Below are 15843 nucleotides of genomic sequence, written 5' to 3'. Positions count from 1 at the left end.
GCCATAAGCATAGCGCTGCCTGCGCACCACCACCGCTCAGGCATGCCAGCGCAGCGGATCCTGCCGATAAAAATCGACCAGATGCCGGTAGACTGCAGGCCAGCTGCGGTGCAGCACCTGTGGGCATTCGAAAAAGCTCTCCGACAACACGGCAAAGAACTCGGCCGGCGCCTCCAGCGCGTAGGCATCCAGGGGCAGGTGCTCACCGCGTTCGGCACGCTGGGCCAGATCATCCCAGGCGGCTTGCATGTCACGCGCCCAATCGGCCTGGCTCATGCCGCGGTGCAGCGGCGGCGAACCATTGGCGGCGGATGAGCGCATATCCAGCGTATGCGCCAGCTCATGAATAACCACGTTGAAGCCGTCCGCTTGCCCAGAATGGCGAACATCCTCCAGCGACAGCACCACCGGGCCATGCAACCAGGCCTCGCCGCTCAGCTCGCGCACCGCTTCGTGCACCACGCCGGCCTCGTCACGCCATTGCTGCCGGGTGCGGAACGGACCGTCGTAGAGCACCAGGGTCTGCCAGCCGTCGTACCAGTGCAAACCAATCTCCAGCACCGGCAGAACAGCCATTCCGGCGACCCGCAAACGCAGAACATCGTCCAGCTCAACACCCTCCAGCGGATGCAGATGCTTGCGCAGCAAAAAACGCAGCGCGGTGTCATGCAGACGCTCACGCTGGGCCGCGCTCAGGTGCCGGTAACAGGGCCAGTCACCCAGCGCCTGCTGCCACAGGGCCGGATCAAGCTCACCCTGCACACGCTGCAAGCGACGCTGTTCGCTGCGCTCACGCCACCAGCGCACCAGCCCCACTCAGCGCCCCTCGACCCGCGCCAGTACCGGCGGCAGATAGACGCCCAGGTAGGCGGTCATCAGCCGTGTTGCTTCACGGCAAATGGGGTCGCTCAACTCGCCAGACTGCTGATAACCGACGGCGAGCAGCTTGTCTGCCGCCTGCATGGCCAGCGCGAAGATATCCACATCATTCGGCAACGGCGGCAGCACGAAGACCTCGGCCAAGCACTGCTGAAACCGCCGCCCCAGCAGTTGATCGTGCTGCTGGTCGGCCTGGCGAATGGCGGCCAGATCATGCCCGCCCAACAGCAGCTCACGGGCGGCCGGATTGCCGCGGTAATAGTCCTGAAAACGCTGTTCGATGTCGGCGACCAGCGCCATCCAGCTGGACGGGTGGGAGACTGGAGGTATCTGGAGAATCCCGTCCAGCTCAAGGAACAGGCGCTCGGCCAGCGCCGCCAGCACGTCGCTGACCTGAGGAAAAAAGTGATACACCGAAGACGGGGGAATGTCGGCCTGCTCGGCGATGGCGTAGATCGACAGCGCGCTCAGCCCGCCCTGGTCAAGCAGCGCAGTGGTAGCCTCGAGGATACGGTCGATCCGTTCCTGACTGCTGGCGCGGCGTTTCGGGGCGGATCTGCTCATAGGGGTTCCGTATCAACGACTGTCCTGCAGACGATACCACAGCAGCGCCAGCGCCCGGATAGCGGTCTGCAGCGGCGCACCCGGCGGAACCGGCAGATGACGCCAGCGCGCCATCAGGTCAAAGTTGCGGGCATCGCCCAGCACCGTCTCGGCCATCAGCTTGCCCGCCAATCCGGCCAGCGCCACGCCCTGTCCGGAATAGCCCTGGGTAAACAGCACCCGCGGCCCCAGCCGACCAAACACCGGCGCCTTGCTCATGGTCATCGCGACCTGACCACCCCAGAGGTATTCGAAATCCTCACCCGCCAGTTGCCCAAACACCTGCGCCATGCGCTCACGCATGGTCTGGCGCAATGCATCGGGACGGGCATCGCGGGCACTGGCGCGCCCACCGAACAGCAGACGGTTATCCGGCGTCAGCCGGTAATAATCGATCAGGGTGTTCATGTCGCAGACCGCTGCGCGGGAGGGAATCAACTGTTCGGCCAGATCGCCGAGCGGCCGAGTCGCACCGATGTAACTGCCGATCGGCATAAAGCCCTTGCGGTACCAGGGCAGCAGCTTGCCGAGGTAGGCGTTACCCGCCAGCAGCAGATGACCGGCGCGTACCTGACCGCCAGCCGTACAAACCTGAACCTGCCCGCGCTGCTCGCGATAGCTGCGGACCGCGGAGCGCTCGAAAATGCGCACACCGGCCTGCTCGGCAGCACGAGCCAGCCCCTGTACATACTTGAGCGGGTGCAGATCGCCACCACCCAAATCCATCACGCCGGCCTGATAATCCGCGTTCAGCAAGCCCTGCAGCGCCGCCCGATCATGAAACTCCAGCCGGTCGTAGCCAAGCTCACCCAGCTCCTGCTGCCAGGCCCGCAACTCGGGAACCTGCCGCGCCTTGTTGGCAACCAGCAAAATCCCCCACTTCAGATCACAGTCGATGCCGTAGCGCTCGACCCGGTCGCGCAGCAGGTCTACACCATCGAGCCCGAGCTGCCAGACGCGGCGAGCGTCCTGCTCGCCCAGCTCACTAACCACCCTGGCATGATCGCAGGCCACCCCGGGATTGATCTGCCCGCCATTACGACCCGAGCAGCCCCAGCCGACATCCTCTGCCTCGAGCACAATCACGCTGCGCCCGGCCTCGGCCAGCTCCAGCGCCGCAGACAGGCCGGTAAAACCGGCGCCGACAATACAGACATCCGCATCCAGCACACCCTGCAGCTGTGCGCGGGGCGGAACGGCGGGCACGCTGGCCCGATACCAGGAATCGTTCATCACAAAGGCTCTCGCATAACGAACAATCCCGCCGGAGGGCGGGATTGTGATTGGCCACGACGTGGTCAGACGGTGTGCAGGTACCACATGTACTCAAGGTCGGAAATGGTCTTCTCGAACTCCTCCATCTCACTTTCCTTGCAGAGTACAAATACGTCGAGATATTCCTCGCCGATATACTCCTTCATTACCTCGGAGGCTTCCAGCTCACGCAGCGCATCACGCAGGTTGGTCGGCAGCGACGGCTCATGCTGATCGTAAGCGTTGCCCTCGGTCATCTCCGGCGGCTCGACCTGATTGCTGATACCGTAGTGAATGGCCGACAGCAATGCTGCCATCAGCAAGTACGGGTTGGCATCGGCGCCGGCCAGGCGGTGCTCGATACGCATTGCCTCCGGGTCGCCACCGGGCACACGGACTGCCACGGTGCGGTTATCAATACCCCAGGTCGGCGCACAGGGCACGAAGAAACTCGGGCTGAAACGACGATAGGAGTTGATATTCGGACACAGGAAGGCCATGTACTGCGGCAGGGTTTCCAGCAGGCCACCAACAGCCCAGCGCAGGCGATCGCTCAAACTGCCGTCGGCATTGGGCGCAAAGACATTGCGGCCGTTCTCGTCCATCAGGCTGATATGCACGTGCATACCGTTACCGGCCTGATCGTGATAAGGCTTGGCCATGAAAGTGGTATCCATTTCATGGTCGTAGGCCACGTTCTTGATCACCCGCTTGAGCAGCACGTTGAAGTCACAGGCCTTAACCGGATCATCAACATGGTGCAGGTTGACCTCGAACTGCCCCGGTGCCGACTCGGCCACGATGGCGTCAGCGGGGATGCCCTGCTCGTGGGCAGCTTCGATGACGTCCTCAAGGAACTCGGCGTATTCGTCCAGATCATCCATGGAATAGACCTGCACCGAATTGGGACGCTTGCCGGACATCGGAGAGCGCGGCGGCTGCGGGCGGCCGGTAATGTTCTCCTGGTCAATCAGGTAGAACTCCAGCTCGAAGGCAGACACCGGGGTCAGCTTGAGATCCTTGAAGCGTTCTACGATACGTTGCAGAACATAGCGGGGGTCGGCGAAGAAGGGGGTCTTGCGGTCCAGCTCGTACATGGTCATCAGCAGTTGTCCGGTTGGACGCTTCTGCCATGGTTCAACCGTCAGGGTTCCGGGAATCGGCAGGCAAATGCGGTCCGCATCGCCGATTTCCAGACCGAGACCGGTCTCTTCTACGGTCGTACCCTGAATGTTCAGCGCAAAGACCGATGCCGGCAATGCGATGCCCTTCTCGAAGGCTTTGGCCAACGCAGAACGATCAATGCGCTTGCCGCGCACGATACCGTTCATATCGGCAATAAGAAGGTCAATAAAATGGGTTTCCGGATGCGCGGCCAGAAAGGCCTCCGCTTCCTGGATGCCTACCGGCTCACTGGGCGTGGCGGGGACGGCGGTTACAGCATCCGCTCCGGCTTGGGGCTGCATGGGATTTCACCTGTTATTTGTAAAATATATCAATCACAGAACTTACACGATGTGAGTTAATCCGAAAGGCCCTTCGGAGTCAATAGAACTGATACCGCACAAACATGGTGCGCACTGCCCTATAAAAGGCCACAGACGGGCGTTAAAGACCAAAATGACTACCTCGCGTGTTCGTTATTTTTGCTCTTTGTGTTAATTATTTTTTATTGCTATTGTACGAAAAAACGAACAACAATCGGTTCGCATTCACTTTGTCTCTGACTTGCTGGAACATCAAATGTCCGTCGTACGCAAACCCGTCATTGGTATCGTCTGCTGCTCGGAACAGCTCGGGCTGCACCCTTTCAACATCGTCGGCGAGAAATACATTCTCGGCGTCGTGGACGGTGCCAACGGCCTGCCGCTGCTGATTCCGGCCCTGGGCGAGCGACTGGACAGCGATCAGCTGCTGGACCTGCTGGACGGCATCCTGTTTACCGGCTCGCCGTCCAACGTTGAGCCCCATCATTACAGCGGGCCGGGTAGCGCCGAAGGCACCAAGCACGACCCCAAGCGCGACGCGACCACCCTGCCATTGATTCGCGCCGCAATTGACCACGGCGTTCCGGTACTCGGCATCTGCCGAGGCTTTCAGGAAATGAACGTCGCCTTTGGCGGCACTTTGCATCAGCGACTGTACGAAGTCGGCGGTTATATCGAACACCGCGAGGACAAGAATCAGCCGGTCGACATTCAGTATGGCCCAGCTCACGAGGTTCGTCTTGAGCCCGGGGGGTTGCTCTACGAAATTTCAGGCTGCAGCTCGGCTCAGGTCAATTCCCTGCACACTCAGGGAGTCGCTACACTGGGAGCCGGTCTGCAGCCTGAAGCGACAGCACCCGATGGACTGATTGAGGCCTTCTCGGTCAGCCAGGCAACCCAATTCGCTCTCGGCGTACAGTGGCACCCCGAATGGCAGGTAACCCGCAATCCGTTTTACCTGTCGATCTTCCAGGCGTTCGGAAACGCCTGCCGGGCCCGTGCGTCGCGACACTCCTGAGGCGGTTATGAACAAGATTGAAAGCTGGCTTAAAGAAAACAAGATTACTGAAGTGGAATGCATGGTGGGCGACCTGACCGGTATTGCCCGCGGCAAGATCGCTCCGACCATGAAGTTCATCTCGGAGAAAGGCATGCGTCTGCCCGAAAGCATCCTGCTGCAATCGGTTACCGGCGACTATGTAGAAGATGACATCTATTACGACCTGCTCGACCCGGCCGATATCGACATGATCTGCAAGCCGGACGAGACCGCCATGTTCATGGTGCCGTGGGCACTGGAACCGACCGCGCAGATCATCCATGACTGCTTTGACAAGATGGGCAATCCCATCGAGATGGCGCCGCGCAACGTCCTCAAGACCGTGCTCAAGCTGTATGAGAAAAAGGGCTGGAAGCCGATCGTCGCGCCCGAGATGGAATTCTATCTGACCCGCCGCAACGAAGACCCGGACCTGCCGCTGCAGCCGCCGATCGGCCGCTCCGGCCGCCAGGAAACCGGCCGCCAGTCCTTCTCCATCGACGCCGCCAACGAATTCGACCCGCTGTTCGAAGACATGTACGACTGGTGCGAGGCTCAGGGCCTGGATCTGGACACCCTGATCCACGAGGAAGGCACCGCGCAGATGGAAATCAACTTCCGTCACGGTGACCCGCTGCATCTGGCCGATCAGATTCAGGTGTTCAAGCGCACCATGCGCGAGGCTGCGCTCAAGCACGATATGACCGCGACCTTTATGGCCAAGCCGATCACCAATGAGCCGGGCAGCGCCATGCACCTGCACCAGAGCATCGTTGACGCCAAGACCGGCAAGAATATTTTCTCCAATGATGATGGCAGCATGAGCGAGCTGTTCCTGCACCACATCGGCGGTCTGCAACGCTACATCCCGGAAGTGCTGCCGCTGTTCGCGCCGAACGTCAACTCGTTCCGCCGCTTCCTGCCCGACACCTCGGCACCGGTGAACGTCGAGTGGGGTGAAGAGAACCGTACCGCCGGCCTGCGCGTGCCGGACTCCAACCCGCAGAACCGTCGGGTCGAAAACCGCCTGCCCGGCGCAGATGCCAATCCCTACATTGCCATTGCGGCCAGTCTGCTGTGCGGCTACCTGGGTATGGAAAACCGCATGTCACCGTCGGCACCGGTCAAGGGCCGCGCGTATGAACGCCGCAACCTGCGCCTGCCGCTGACCATCGAATCGGCACTGGAGCGCATGGAGCAATGCAAGGACATTGAAGCAGTGCTCGGCAGCAAGTTCTGCCGCGGCTATGTGGCGGTCAAGCGCGCCGAACACGAAAACTACAAACGGGTGATCAGCTCCTGGGAGCGCGAGTTCCTGCTGCTGTCCGTCTGATCCCTCAACCCTGTAACGGTCGCTGCCGGAGGGCAGCGACACCACGGAAACCGGAGTACCGTATGAGCAAACTCAATACCGCCGAACTGCAGGCCATGGACGCCGCCCACTATCTGCACCCCTTTACCGACCACAAGGAGCTGGGTGAGCGCGGCACGCGCATCATCGAGCGCGCCGAGGGCGTGTATCTCTGGGACAGCGAAGGCAACAAGGTGCTCGACGGCATGGCCGGTCTGTGGTGCGTGAATATCGGCTACGGCCGCAAGGAACTGGCTGAGGCCGCCTACCAGCAGATGCTGAAGCTGCCCTACTACAACAGCTTCTTCCAGTGCGCCAACCCCCCGGCCATCGAGCTGGCCACGGCTATCGCCGAAGTCGCACCTGAGCATATGAATCATGTGTTCTTCACCGGCTCAGGTTCCGAATCCAACGATACCGTGCTGCGCATGGTGCGCCGCTACTGGGACCTCAAGGGCAAGCCAACCAAGAAAACCATCATCAGCCGTATCAACGGTTATCACGGCTCGACGGTAGCCGGCGCCAGTCTCGGCGGCATGTCGGTAATGCATGAACAGGGTGACCTGCCGATCCCCGGTATCGTGCACATCCCGCAGCCGTACTGGTATGGCGAGGGTGGTGACATGTCGCCGGACGAGTTCGGCATCTGGGCGGCCCAGCAGCTGGAAGCCAAGATTCTCGAACTGGGCATCGATCAGGTCGCAGCCTTCATCGCCGAGCCGATTCAGGGTGCCGGCGGCGTGATCATTCCGCCGGATACCTACTGGCCGGAAATCAAGCGCATTCTGGCCAAGTACGAGATCCTGCTGGTCATCGACGAGGTGATCTGCGGCTTTGGTCGCACCGGCCAGTGGTTCGCCAGCCAGCACTATGACCTGCAGCCCGACCTGATGCCGATCGCCAAGGGCATGACCTCGGGCTATCTGCCGATGGGCGGGGTGATCGTCAGCGACCGCGTTGCCGAAACCATGATCGAGCACGGCGGCGAGTTCTACCACGGCTACACCTACTCCGGTCATCCGGCATCCGCGGCCGTCGGCCTGGAAAACCTGCGCATCATGCGCGACGAGAAAATTGTCGACTACGTTCGTAACGAAGCGGCACCGTATTTGCAGGACAAGATTGCCGGCCTGGCAGCACATCGCCTGGTCGGTGAAGTTCGCGGTGTCGGCCTGCTCGGCGCCATCGAGCTGGTCAAGGACAAGGCAACCCGTGAGCGCTTCCCGGACAAGGGTACCGTTGGCACACTGTGCCGTGATCTGTGCGTCGCCAACGGTCTGGTGATGCGCGCGGTCGGCGACACCATGATCATGTCGCCGCCGCTGATCATCAGCCGCGCCGAAATCGACGAACTGGTCGACAAGGCCTGGAAGGTGCTGGATCTGGTAGCCGAGCAACTGGGAGTCTGATCGCCCCGAGTCCGACCAGCGGCTATGCTGGCCTGTAGGGTGCCTTTTTCGCTCACCGAAATGGCACCCATGCCAACACCGCGTTTCCAAACAATGGATGGAGAGTTGAAACGATGATGAAACATCTGGGCAAGACCCTGCTGGCAACAGCCACTGCTGTATCCATCAGCACCGCAGCCACCGCAGAGGAAGTGGTAAACGTTTACAACTGGTCGGACTATATCGCCGAGGACACGCTCGACAACTTCCAGAAGGAAACCGGCATCCGCCCGGTCTACGACGTGTTCGACAGCAACGAAGTACTGGAAGCCAAGCTGCTCTCCGGCAGCTCCGGATTCGACATCGTCGTCCCCTCCAACCAGTTCCTCGGCAAGCAGATCAAGGCTGGCGCCTTCCTGCCGCTGGACCGCAGCAAGCTGCCGAACTGGGAAAATCTGGATCCGACGCTGCTCAGGGCATTGGAAACCAACGACCCTGGCAACCAGTACGCCTTCCCGTATCTGTGGGGCACCACCGGCATCGGTTACAACGCCGAGAAGGTCAAGGCTGTGCTGGGCGAAGATGCACCGCTGAACTCATGGGATCTGGTATTCAAGCCGGAAAACATGGAGAAGCTGGCCTCCTGCGGCGTCGCCTTCCTGGACGCACCGGCCGAGATTATTCCGTCTGCCCTGTTCTACCTCGGGCTGAACCCGAACAGCACCGACGCTGCGGATTATCCGAAGGCCCAGGAGCTGCTGATGAGCGTGCGTCCGCACATCACCTATTTCCATTCCTCCAAGTTCATTACCGATCTGGCCAATGGCGACATCTGCGTTGCGGTTGGCTGGTCCGGGGATATTCTGCAGGCCGCAGCGCGGGCTGAAGAGGCCGAAAACGGGGTAGAAGTCAGCTACGTGATTCCGAAGGAAGGCGCGGCCATGTGGTTCGACATGATGGCCATTCCCAAGGACGCAAAAAATGTCGATAACGCCTACGCGTTTATGGATTATATTCTGCGCCCCGAGGTGATCGCCGGCATATCCAACTATGTTGCCTATGCCAATGGCAACGCGGCCTCCAAGCCGATGATTGATGAAAGCGTGCTAACCGATCCGGGCGTATACCCCAGCGACGAGACCCTGGCCAAACTCTTTACTCTGGCAGAGCTGCCGGCCAACATCGAGCGCACCCGGACCCGTGTCTGGACGCGCGTCAAGTCCGGTCAGTAACGCCAAAGAAAGTAACAAGAAACGGTCGACTGCAGGACTCCCCTCCTGCATCGACCAGAAACCAGAAGGGCCCGGCGCAAGCCGGTGTCCGAATCAGGAGACACCATGAAGCATCCAATGCAAAAGTCGCTGCTGGCACTGACCACTGCCGCCCTGCTGGGCGGAGCCGGTGTCACGCATGCCGCAGGCCAACTGAACATTTACAACTGGTCGGACTACATCGCCGAGGACACCATTGCCAACTTCGAGAAGGAAACCGGCATCAAGGTGACCTACGACGTCTATGACTCGAACGAAGTGGTCGATGCCAAGCTGCTGACAGGTCGCTCCGGCTTCGACATCGTCGTACCGTCCAACAACTTCCTGACCAAGCAGATCAAGGCCGGTGTCTACCTTGAGCTTGATCACAGCAAGCTGCCCAACATGGTCAACCTCAATCCCGAACTGATGAAGCAAATGGAAAGCATCGACCCGGGTAGCGCGCACTCCATTCCCTATCTGTGGGGCACCAACGGTATTGGCTACAACGTCGAGAAGGTTAAAGCCGCTCTCGGTGACGACGCACCGCTGGACTCCTGGGCGCTGATCTTTGATCCGCAATACGCCAGCAAGCTGGCCAGCTGTGGCGTGAGCGTGCTGGATTCGGCGGATGAAATGCTGCCCTCAGCGCTGAGCTACCTCGGCCTGGACCCGAACAGCAGCGATGCCGATGACCTGAAGAAGGCCGAAGAACTGATGCTGGCGGTTCGTCCGTACATCACCTACTTCCACTCCTCGCGCTACATTTCCGATCTGGCCAACGGCGACATCTGTGTCGCGGCAGGCTACTCGGGCGATGTTTTCCAGGCCGCCTACCGCGCCGAGGAAGCCGAGAACGGCGTCGAGATCAACTACATCATTCCGAAGGAAGGGACTGCCCTGTGGTTCGACATGATGGCCATCCCGAAGGATGCGCCGAATCCGGAAGAAGCCCACGCCTTCATCAACTACATCCTGCGCCCGGACGTAATCGCACCGATCACCGACTATGTTGCCTACGCCAACCCGAACAAGGCATCCGACGAGCTGGTTGACCCGGAAGTGCGCAATGATCCGGCGATCTACCCGAGCGACGAGGTGATGAGCCGACTCTACGTCAACGTGCCGCGTCCGATGGCCGCACAGCGACTGATGACCCGCACCTGGAGCCGCATCAAGTCAGGTCAGTAAGACACTCAAGGGGCTGCCTTCCGGCAGCCCCTTGTTGAATCAACAGAACAAACACGCAAGGTGCCGCTGCGGCGGCCCGCCAATATCTTTGTGTGCAGCGGTGCTGCACAGGTGGAAAGAGATCCGGAGACGACTATGGTTGGTGCAGCAGGAGCCATGAAACAGGCAATGGCCAAGGCCGAGCCCAATGACTTTGTGAAGATTGAGCGCATCAGCAAGCGGTTCGATGAAGCGCTGGCGGTAGACGACGTCAGTCTGAGCATCAATCGCGGCGAAATCTTCGCTCTGCTCGGCGGCTCGGGGTCGGGCAAGTCGACCTTGCTGCGCATCCTCGCCGGCTTCGAGCGCCCAACAGAGGGCCGCGTACTGCTCGATGGTCAGGACATCACCGATCTGCCGCCCTACGAGCGCCCGATCAACATGATGTTCCAGTCCTACGCGTTGTTCCCGCATATGACAGTCGAACAGAACATCGCCTTCGGCCTCAAGCAGGACAAACTGCCAAAGGCCGAAATCAACGAGCGCGTGAAGGAAATGCTCAAGCTCGTGCACATGACCGAGTACGCGCGGCGCAAGCCGGATCAGCTCTCCGGCGGGCAACGTCAGCGTGTGGCCCTGGCCCGCTCGCTGGCAAAGCGTCCGAAAGTCCTGCTGCTGGACGAACCCATGGGCGCGCTGGACAAGAAGCTGCGCACCCAGATGCAACTGGAGCTGGTCGAGATCATCGAGCGCGTCGGCGTGACCTGCATCATGGTCACCCACGACCAGGAAGAGGCCATGACCATGGCCCAGCGTATCGCCATCATGCACCAGGGCTGGATTGCCCAGGTCGGCACGCCAATGGATATCTATGAAAGCCCGGTCAGCCGTCATGTCGCCGAGTTCATCGGCAGTGTGAACATCTTTGAAGGCGAGATCAGCGCCGACATGGAAGACCACGCGATCATCCAGTGCGACTGCCTCGACAAGCCGATCTACGTCGGCCACGGCATCACCACCCGCGCCCAGGACAAGAGCATCATCTACGCCCTGCGCCCGGAGAAAGTCTGGGTCAGCACCGAGAAGCCCGAGGGCGAGTACAACAGCTCCCACGGCGTAGTCCATGACATCGCCTATCTCGGCGGCCACTCGGTTTACTACATCAAGCTCGACAGCGGCAAGATGGTCCAGGCCTTCTTCGCCAACTCCGAGCGTCGCCTGCCTCGCCCGACCTGGGAGGACGAGGTGTACATCAGCTGGGAAGACGACAGCGGGGTCATTCTGCACTCATGAAAATGCCACGCCTGACACCGCCGGGGCGCTTCTGGGTCATCAGCGTCCCCTATCTCTGGCTGTTCCTGTTCTTCCTGCTGCCCTTCGCCATCGTGCTGAAGATCAGCTTTTCGGAAGCCGCGATCGCCATTCCGCCCTATCAGCCGATCTTCCAGTACGTCGAGCAGAAGCTCAACGTCATGCTCAACCTCGGCAACTACATCTTCCTCAGCCAGGACGGTCTCTACCTGTCCGCCTATCTGGGTTCGCTGAAAATTGCCTTTTTCTCGACCCTGATCTGCCTGCTGGTCGGCTACCCGATGGCCTATGCCATCGCCCGGGCGCCGCGCGAAAAGCAACTGGTCTACCTGCTACTGGTGATGATGCCGACCTGGACCGCGATCCTGATCCGCGTCTACGCCTGGATGGGTATCCTCAGCAACAACGGCCTGCTCAACAGCACCCTGATGAGTCTGGGTCTGATCAGCGAGCCGATGCAGATCCTCAACACCAACACGGCAGTCTATATCGGCGTGGTCTACGCCTACCTGCCGTTCATGGTGCTGCCGCTGTACGCCAACCTGGTCAAGCACGATCACAGCCTGCTCGAAGCAGCCATGGACCTTGGCGCCGGTCGCATCAAGGCGTTCTGGAGCATTACCGTGCCGCTGTCGAAAACCGGCATCATCGCCGGCTCCATGCTGGTGTTCATTCCGGTGGTCGGTGAGTTCGTTATCCCCGAACTGCTGGGCGGCCCGGAAACCCTGATGATCGGCAAGGTACTCTGGCAGGAATTCTTCAACAACCGTGACTGGCCGGTTGCCTCGGCGCTCGCCATTGTCATGCTGGTTATCCTGATCGTCCCGCTGGTGCTGTTCCACTACAACCAGGCCAAGGAAATGGAGAAAAAAGCATGAGCAAGCGCCCCAACTTCTCCACCCTGATGCTCTGGCTGGGCCTGGTATTCATCTACCTGCCGATGATCATTCTGGTGATCTACTCGTTCAACGCCTCCCGGCTGGTTACCGTCTGGGGCGGCTGGTCGGTGCACTGGTATGTCGGTCTGCTGGACAACACCCAGCTGATGAATGCGGTCAAACGCAGCCTGCAGATAGCCTTCTTCACCGCCACAGCGGCGGTGGCGCTCGGCACCCTGGCGGCCTTCGTCATGACCCGCATCAAGCGCTTCAAGGGCCGCACCCTGTTTTCAGGGCTGGTCACTGCGCCGCTGGTCATGCCCGAGGTGATTACCGGTCTGTCGCTGCTGCTGCTGTTCGTCGCCATGGCGCAGATGATCGGCTGGCCGGCAGAGCGCGGCATGGTGACCATCTGGATCGCCCACGTGACCTTCTGTACCGCCTACGTGGCAGTCGTGGTCAGCGGTCGCCTGAGCGAGCTTGACCAGTCGATCGAGGAGGCCGCAATGGACCTCGGCGCGCGCCCGTGGAAGACCTTCCTGCTGATCACCGTGCCGATGATCGCACCATCGATCGCCGCTGGCTGGCTGCTGTCCTTTACCCTGTCGCTTGATGACCTGGTACTGGCCAGTTTCGTATCCGGCCCGGGCTCCACCACCCTGCCGATGGAAGTATTCTCCGCCGTGCGTCTGGGCGTGAAGCCGGAAATCAATGCGGTCGCCAGTCTGATCCTGCTCGCCGTGTCGATCTTCACGTTGATCGGCTGGCTGATTGCGCGCAGCGCCGACAAGCGCCGTTCGCAGCCGCCGGAGGACGAGGACGTCATCACCTGGCAAGCGGTTATCGACAGCCGTCGTAACTGATCAAATCGCGGCAAGCACGGGGCAGTCAGACTGCCCCGTTTGCCGTTAACAGCCCCCCCTCCCCACTCTGCACAAACCCGGCGCTGGTCGCTAGAATGCCAACATGAAGACACCGACTGAAACCGGGAAAGCAGCCCGACCGCGCATCAGGGACAAACGCCAGGCCATTCTGGACGCGGCCCTGAAGGTATTTGCCGCCGGTGGCGTAAACGGTGTGCCAATACCTGCCCTGGCCGAACAGGCACAGGTGGGTACCGGCACCATCTATCGCTATTTCAGCAGTAAGGAGGCCCTGGTCAACGAACTGTTCCGCAGCCAGCGACAGTTCAAACGCGACCTGCTGTTCGACGGTCTCGATCGCAGCCTGCCGGCCCGGGCGCAGTTCGACATTGTCTGGCAGCGCATGATCGACTACAGCCGCCAGCATCCGGACACCTATCGTTTTCTCGAGATGCAGGATCACCGACCCTATCTGGACGAACAGAGCCGGCAACTCGAACAGCAGTTCTTTACCCCGCTGGTCAGACAATATCGGCAGTATCAGGAGCAAGGCATCTACCGTCGCGACCTGCGGGCCGAAGTACTCATGGCCATGGTCTGGGGCAGCTTTGCCAATCTGGTCAAGTGCGAACGCGAAGGCCTGCTGGTCTTGCAGCCGGAAGACCTGAAGGCTGCCTGCGAAACCTGCTGGTCAATGCTGACCGGCTGAGCCCCCCCCGCCAATCCAGTCTGGGCGCACAACCTGGGCGAAACGGATACGCGCCCGGGCAACTGTTCCCGGAGTTAACAAAACGCCGCTTTTCCGAACTGCGTCCGGCCCGGAATCGGGGTAGGATTGTCAGCACATCAACGCAGGCAAAGCCGGCGTTTCCTGTCAACCGTCTGGAGAAACCCCGTGTCCAAACTGGTTCCCGCCATCGATCCCGAAGGCTTGCTGGAATACTCGGTCGTCTTTACCGATCGCTCGCTCAATCACATGTCGCAAACCTTCCAGCAGGTCATGCGTGACATTTCCACTACGCTCAAGAGCGTGTACAACGCCCACGCAGTGGCAGTGGTTCCCGGTGGTGGCACCTATGGTATGGAAGCCGTTGCGCGCCAGTTTGCCCAGGACAAGACGTGTCTGGTCATTCGTAACGGCTGGTTCAGCTATCGCTGGAGTCAGATTTTCGAGATGGCACGCATCCCGGCCAGCGAGACCGTACTCAAGGCGGTCAAATCCGATACCGGCAACCAGCCCGCGTTTTCCCCGGCGCCGATTGACCAGGTTGTCGCCGAGATTCGCGCCAGCAAGCCGGATGTGGTATTCGCCCCGCACGTCGAAACAGCCGCGGGTATCATTCTGCCGGATGACTACCTGCGCGCGGTTGCCGATGCCGTACACGAAGTCGGTGGCCTGTTCGTCCTCGATTGCATCGCCTCCGGCACCGTCTGGGTCGACATGCAGGCCTGCGGTATCGACGTGCTGATCAGCGCGCCGCAAAAGGGCTGGAGCGCCTCCCCGTGCAGCGCCCTGATCATGTTCAGCGAACGCGCCGAGCAGGTTCTGGAACAGACCACCAGCACCAGCTTTGCCGCCGACCTGAAGAAGTGGCGGCAGATCATGCAGGCTTACGAGAACGGCGGCCACGCCTACCACGCCACCATGCCGACCGATGCCCTCAAGGCCTTCCGCGATACCATGCTCGAAACCCGCGACTACGGCTTCGCCAAGGTCAAGCAGGAACAACTGGCGCTCGGCACCGCCGTGCGCGAGCTAATGCAGGAGCTGGGCTACAAGAGTGTTGCGGCTGACGGCTTCGGCGCCCCCGGGGTCGTCGTCAGCTACACCGACAACGACGGTATCCAGAGCGGTAAGGCCTTCGCCCCGCTCGGCCTGCAGACCGCAGCCGGCGTACCGCTGATGTGCGACGAACCGGAAGGCTTCAAGACCTTCCGCCTCGGCCTGTTCGGCCTGGACAAGCTGCACAACCCCGAACGCACGGTTGCCACGCTGCGGGAGGCCTTTGCTGCGCTGTAGGCGAGCCAAGCGCAGCCTCAAGCTGCAAGCTACAAGCAAACCCGGTCTCGATGCCGGGTTTTGTTTTTGCGCTGGAAAATGGCGGCTGCGCTGCATGCGGCCCTGCTGTTACACCCGTCCACTATCTGCCCCCATGCAACCGTAAAAAAACCCGCACGGCTGAACACCGCGCGGGTTTGCTTGTAGCTTGTAGCTTGTGGCTTGCCGCTGGCTAGGGCCTGTTAACACAACCTCAGTCCGTCAACGATCAGGGCAAAATTAACGAAGCCGATGAACATGACATCGAGCTTTTCAAAGCGGGAGAAAATTCTGCGAAATCCTTTCAAGCGCCGAAACAGACGCTCTACCTC

The 15843-nt window shown here is 60.7% G+C and carries 14 protein-coding genes and 1 pseudogene; 10 read left to right on the top strand and 5 right to left on the bottom strand.

Annotation, left to right across the window (positions count from 1 at the left end; all coding sequences use genetic code 11):
* Window positions 1-36 precede the first annotated feature (36 nt).
* The 4 genes from AC13EY_RS05005 to AC13EY_RS04990 form a co-directional block, all read right to left on the bottom strand.
* A complete protein-coding gene (locus AC13EY_RS05005) occupies window positions 37-816 on the bottom strand; it encodes a M90 family metallopeptidase (RefSeq protein WP_285677308.1) in 780 nt (259 codons plus the stop codon).
* Window positions 817-1443 (bottom strand): TetR/AcrR family transcriptional regulator, encoded by a 627-nt coding sequence (locus tag AC13EY_RS05000; protein WP_269688182.1) that lies wholly within the window; start codon window positions 1441-1443, stop codon window positions 817-819. It abuts the gene before it with no gap.
* Between the two features lie 12 nt (window positions 1444-1455).
* Window positions 1456-2715 carry an NAD(P)/FAD-dependent oxidoreductase gene (locus tag AC13EY_RS04995; protein ID WP_269688183.1) on the bottom strand — a complete coding sequence of 420 codons (1260 nt, stop codon included), beginning with the start codon at window positions 2713-2715 and terminating at the stop codon, window positions 1456-1458.
* Window positions 2716-2780: 65 nt separating this feature from the next.
* A complete protein-coding gene (locus AC13EY_RS04990; protein WP_088276221.1) occupies window positions 2781-4202 on the bottom strand; it encodes a glutamine synthetase family protein in 1422 nt (473 codons plus the stop codon).
* Window positions 4203-4479: 277 nt separating this feature from the next.
* Between AC13EY_RS04990 and AC13EY_RS04985 the strand changes: the two genes are divergently transcribed.
* The 10 genes from AC13EY_RS04985 (at window position 4480) to AC13EY_RS04940 (ending at window position 15493) form a co-directional block, all read left to right on the top strand.
* Window positions 4480-5241 (top strand): gamma-glutamyl-gamma-aminobutyrate hydrolase family protein, encoded by a 762-nt coding sequence (locus tag AC13EY_RS04985; protein ID WP_228245716.1) that lies wholly within the window; start codon window positions 4480-4482, stop codon window positions 5239-5241.
* Window positions 5242-5248: 7 nt separating this feature from the next.
* The gene (locus tag AC13EY_RS04980; RefSeq protein ID WP_088276224.1) at window positions 5249-6595 is read left to right on the top strand and encodes a glutamine synthetase family protein; all 1347 of its coding nucleotides are present in this window, start codon (window positions 5249-5251) and stop codon (window positions 6593-6595) included.
* A gap of 62 nt (window positions 6596-6657) precedes the next feature.
* On the top strand, window positions 6658-8022 hold the full coding sequence (locus tag AC13EY_RS04975; RefSeq protein ID WP_228245715.1) for an aspartate aminotransferase family protein: 1365 nt from the start codon (window positions 6658-6660) through the stop codon (window positions 8020-8022).
* 116 nt (window positions 8023-8138) lie between these two features.
* Window positions 8139-9233: an extracellular solute-binding protein gene (locus AC13EY_RS04970; protein ID WP_335599278.1), complete on the top strand. Its 1095-nt coding sequence runs from the start codon at window positions 8139-8141 to the stop codon at window positions 9231-9233.
* A 117-nt stretch (window positions 9234-9350) separates the two neighbouring features.
* Entirely contained in the window at window positions 9351-10442 is a 1092-nt protein-coding gene (locus AC13EY_RS04965; protein ID WP_200818459.1) for a polyamine ABC transporter substrate-binding protein, read from the top strand.
* Between the two features lie 135 nt (window positions 10443-10577).
* Window positions 10578-11714, top strand: a complete 1137-nt coding sequence (locus AC13EY_RS04960) for an ABC transporter ATP-binding protein (RefSeq protein ID WP_228245713.1) — start codon at window positions 10578-10580, stop codon at window positions 11712-11714.
* Window positions 11711-12610 carry an ABC transporter permease subunit gene (locus tag AC13EY_RS04955; protein WP_088276228.1) on the top strand — a complete coding sequence of 300 codons (900 nt, stop codon included), beginning with the start codon at window positions 11711-11713 and terminating at the stop codon, window positions 12608-12610. The genes AC13EY_RS04960 and AC13EY_RS04955 overlap by 4 nt, the downstream gene beginning before the upstream one ends.
* Window positions 12607-13473: an ABC transporter permease subunit gene (locus AC13EY_RS04950; RefSeq protein WP_228245712.1), complete on the top strand. Its 867-nt coding sequence runs from the start codon at window positions 12607-12609 to the stop codon at window positions 13471-13473. Before AC13EY_RS04955 ends, AC13EY_RS04950 begins: the two co-directional genes overlap by 4 nt.
* 103 nt (window positions 13474-13576) lie before the next feature.
* Window positions 13577-14182, top strand: a complete 606-nt coding sequence (locus AC13EY_RS04945; RefSeq protein WP_088276230.1) for a TetR/AcrR family transcriptional regulator — start codon at window positions 13577-13579, stop codon at window positions 14180-14182.
* A gap of 186 nt (window positions 14183-14368) precedes the next feature.
* Window positions 14369-15493, top strand: a complete 1125-nt coding sequence (locus AC13EY_RS04940) for an aminotransferase class V-fold PLP-dependent enzyme (RefSeq protein WP_233048800.1) — start codon at window positions 14369-14371, stop codon at window positions 15491-15493.
* 221 nt (window positions 15494-15714) lie between these two features.
* On the opposite strand, the pseudogene AC13EY_RS04935 reads toward AC13EY_RS04940, so the two are convergent.
* A pseudogene (locus AC13EY_RS04935) lies at window positions 15715-15843 on the bottom strand (IS5-like element ISCARN85 family transposase); the annotation flags it as partial.

The sequence above is a fragment of the Halopseudomonas sp. L-58 genome (assembly GCF_056859475.1).
This window is presented reverse-complemented; position numbering and strand designations above follow the sequence as displayed.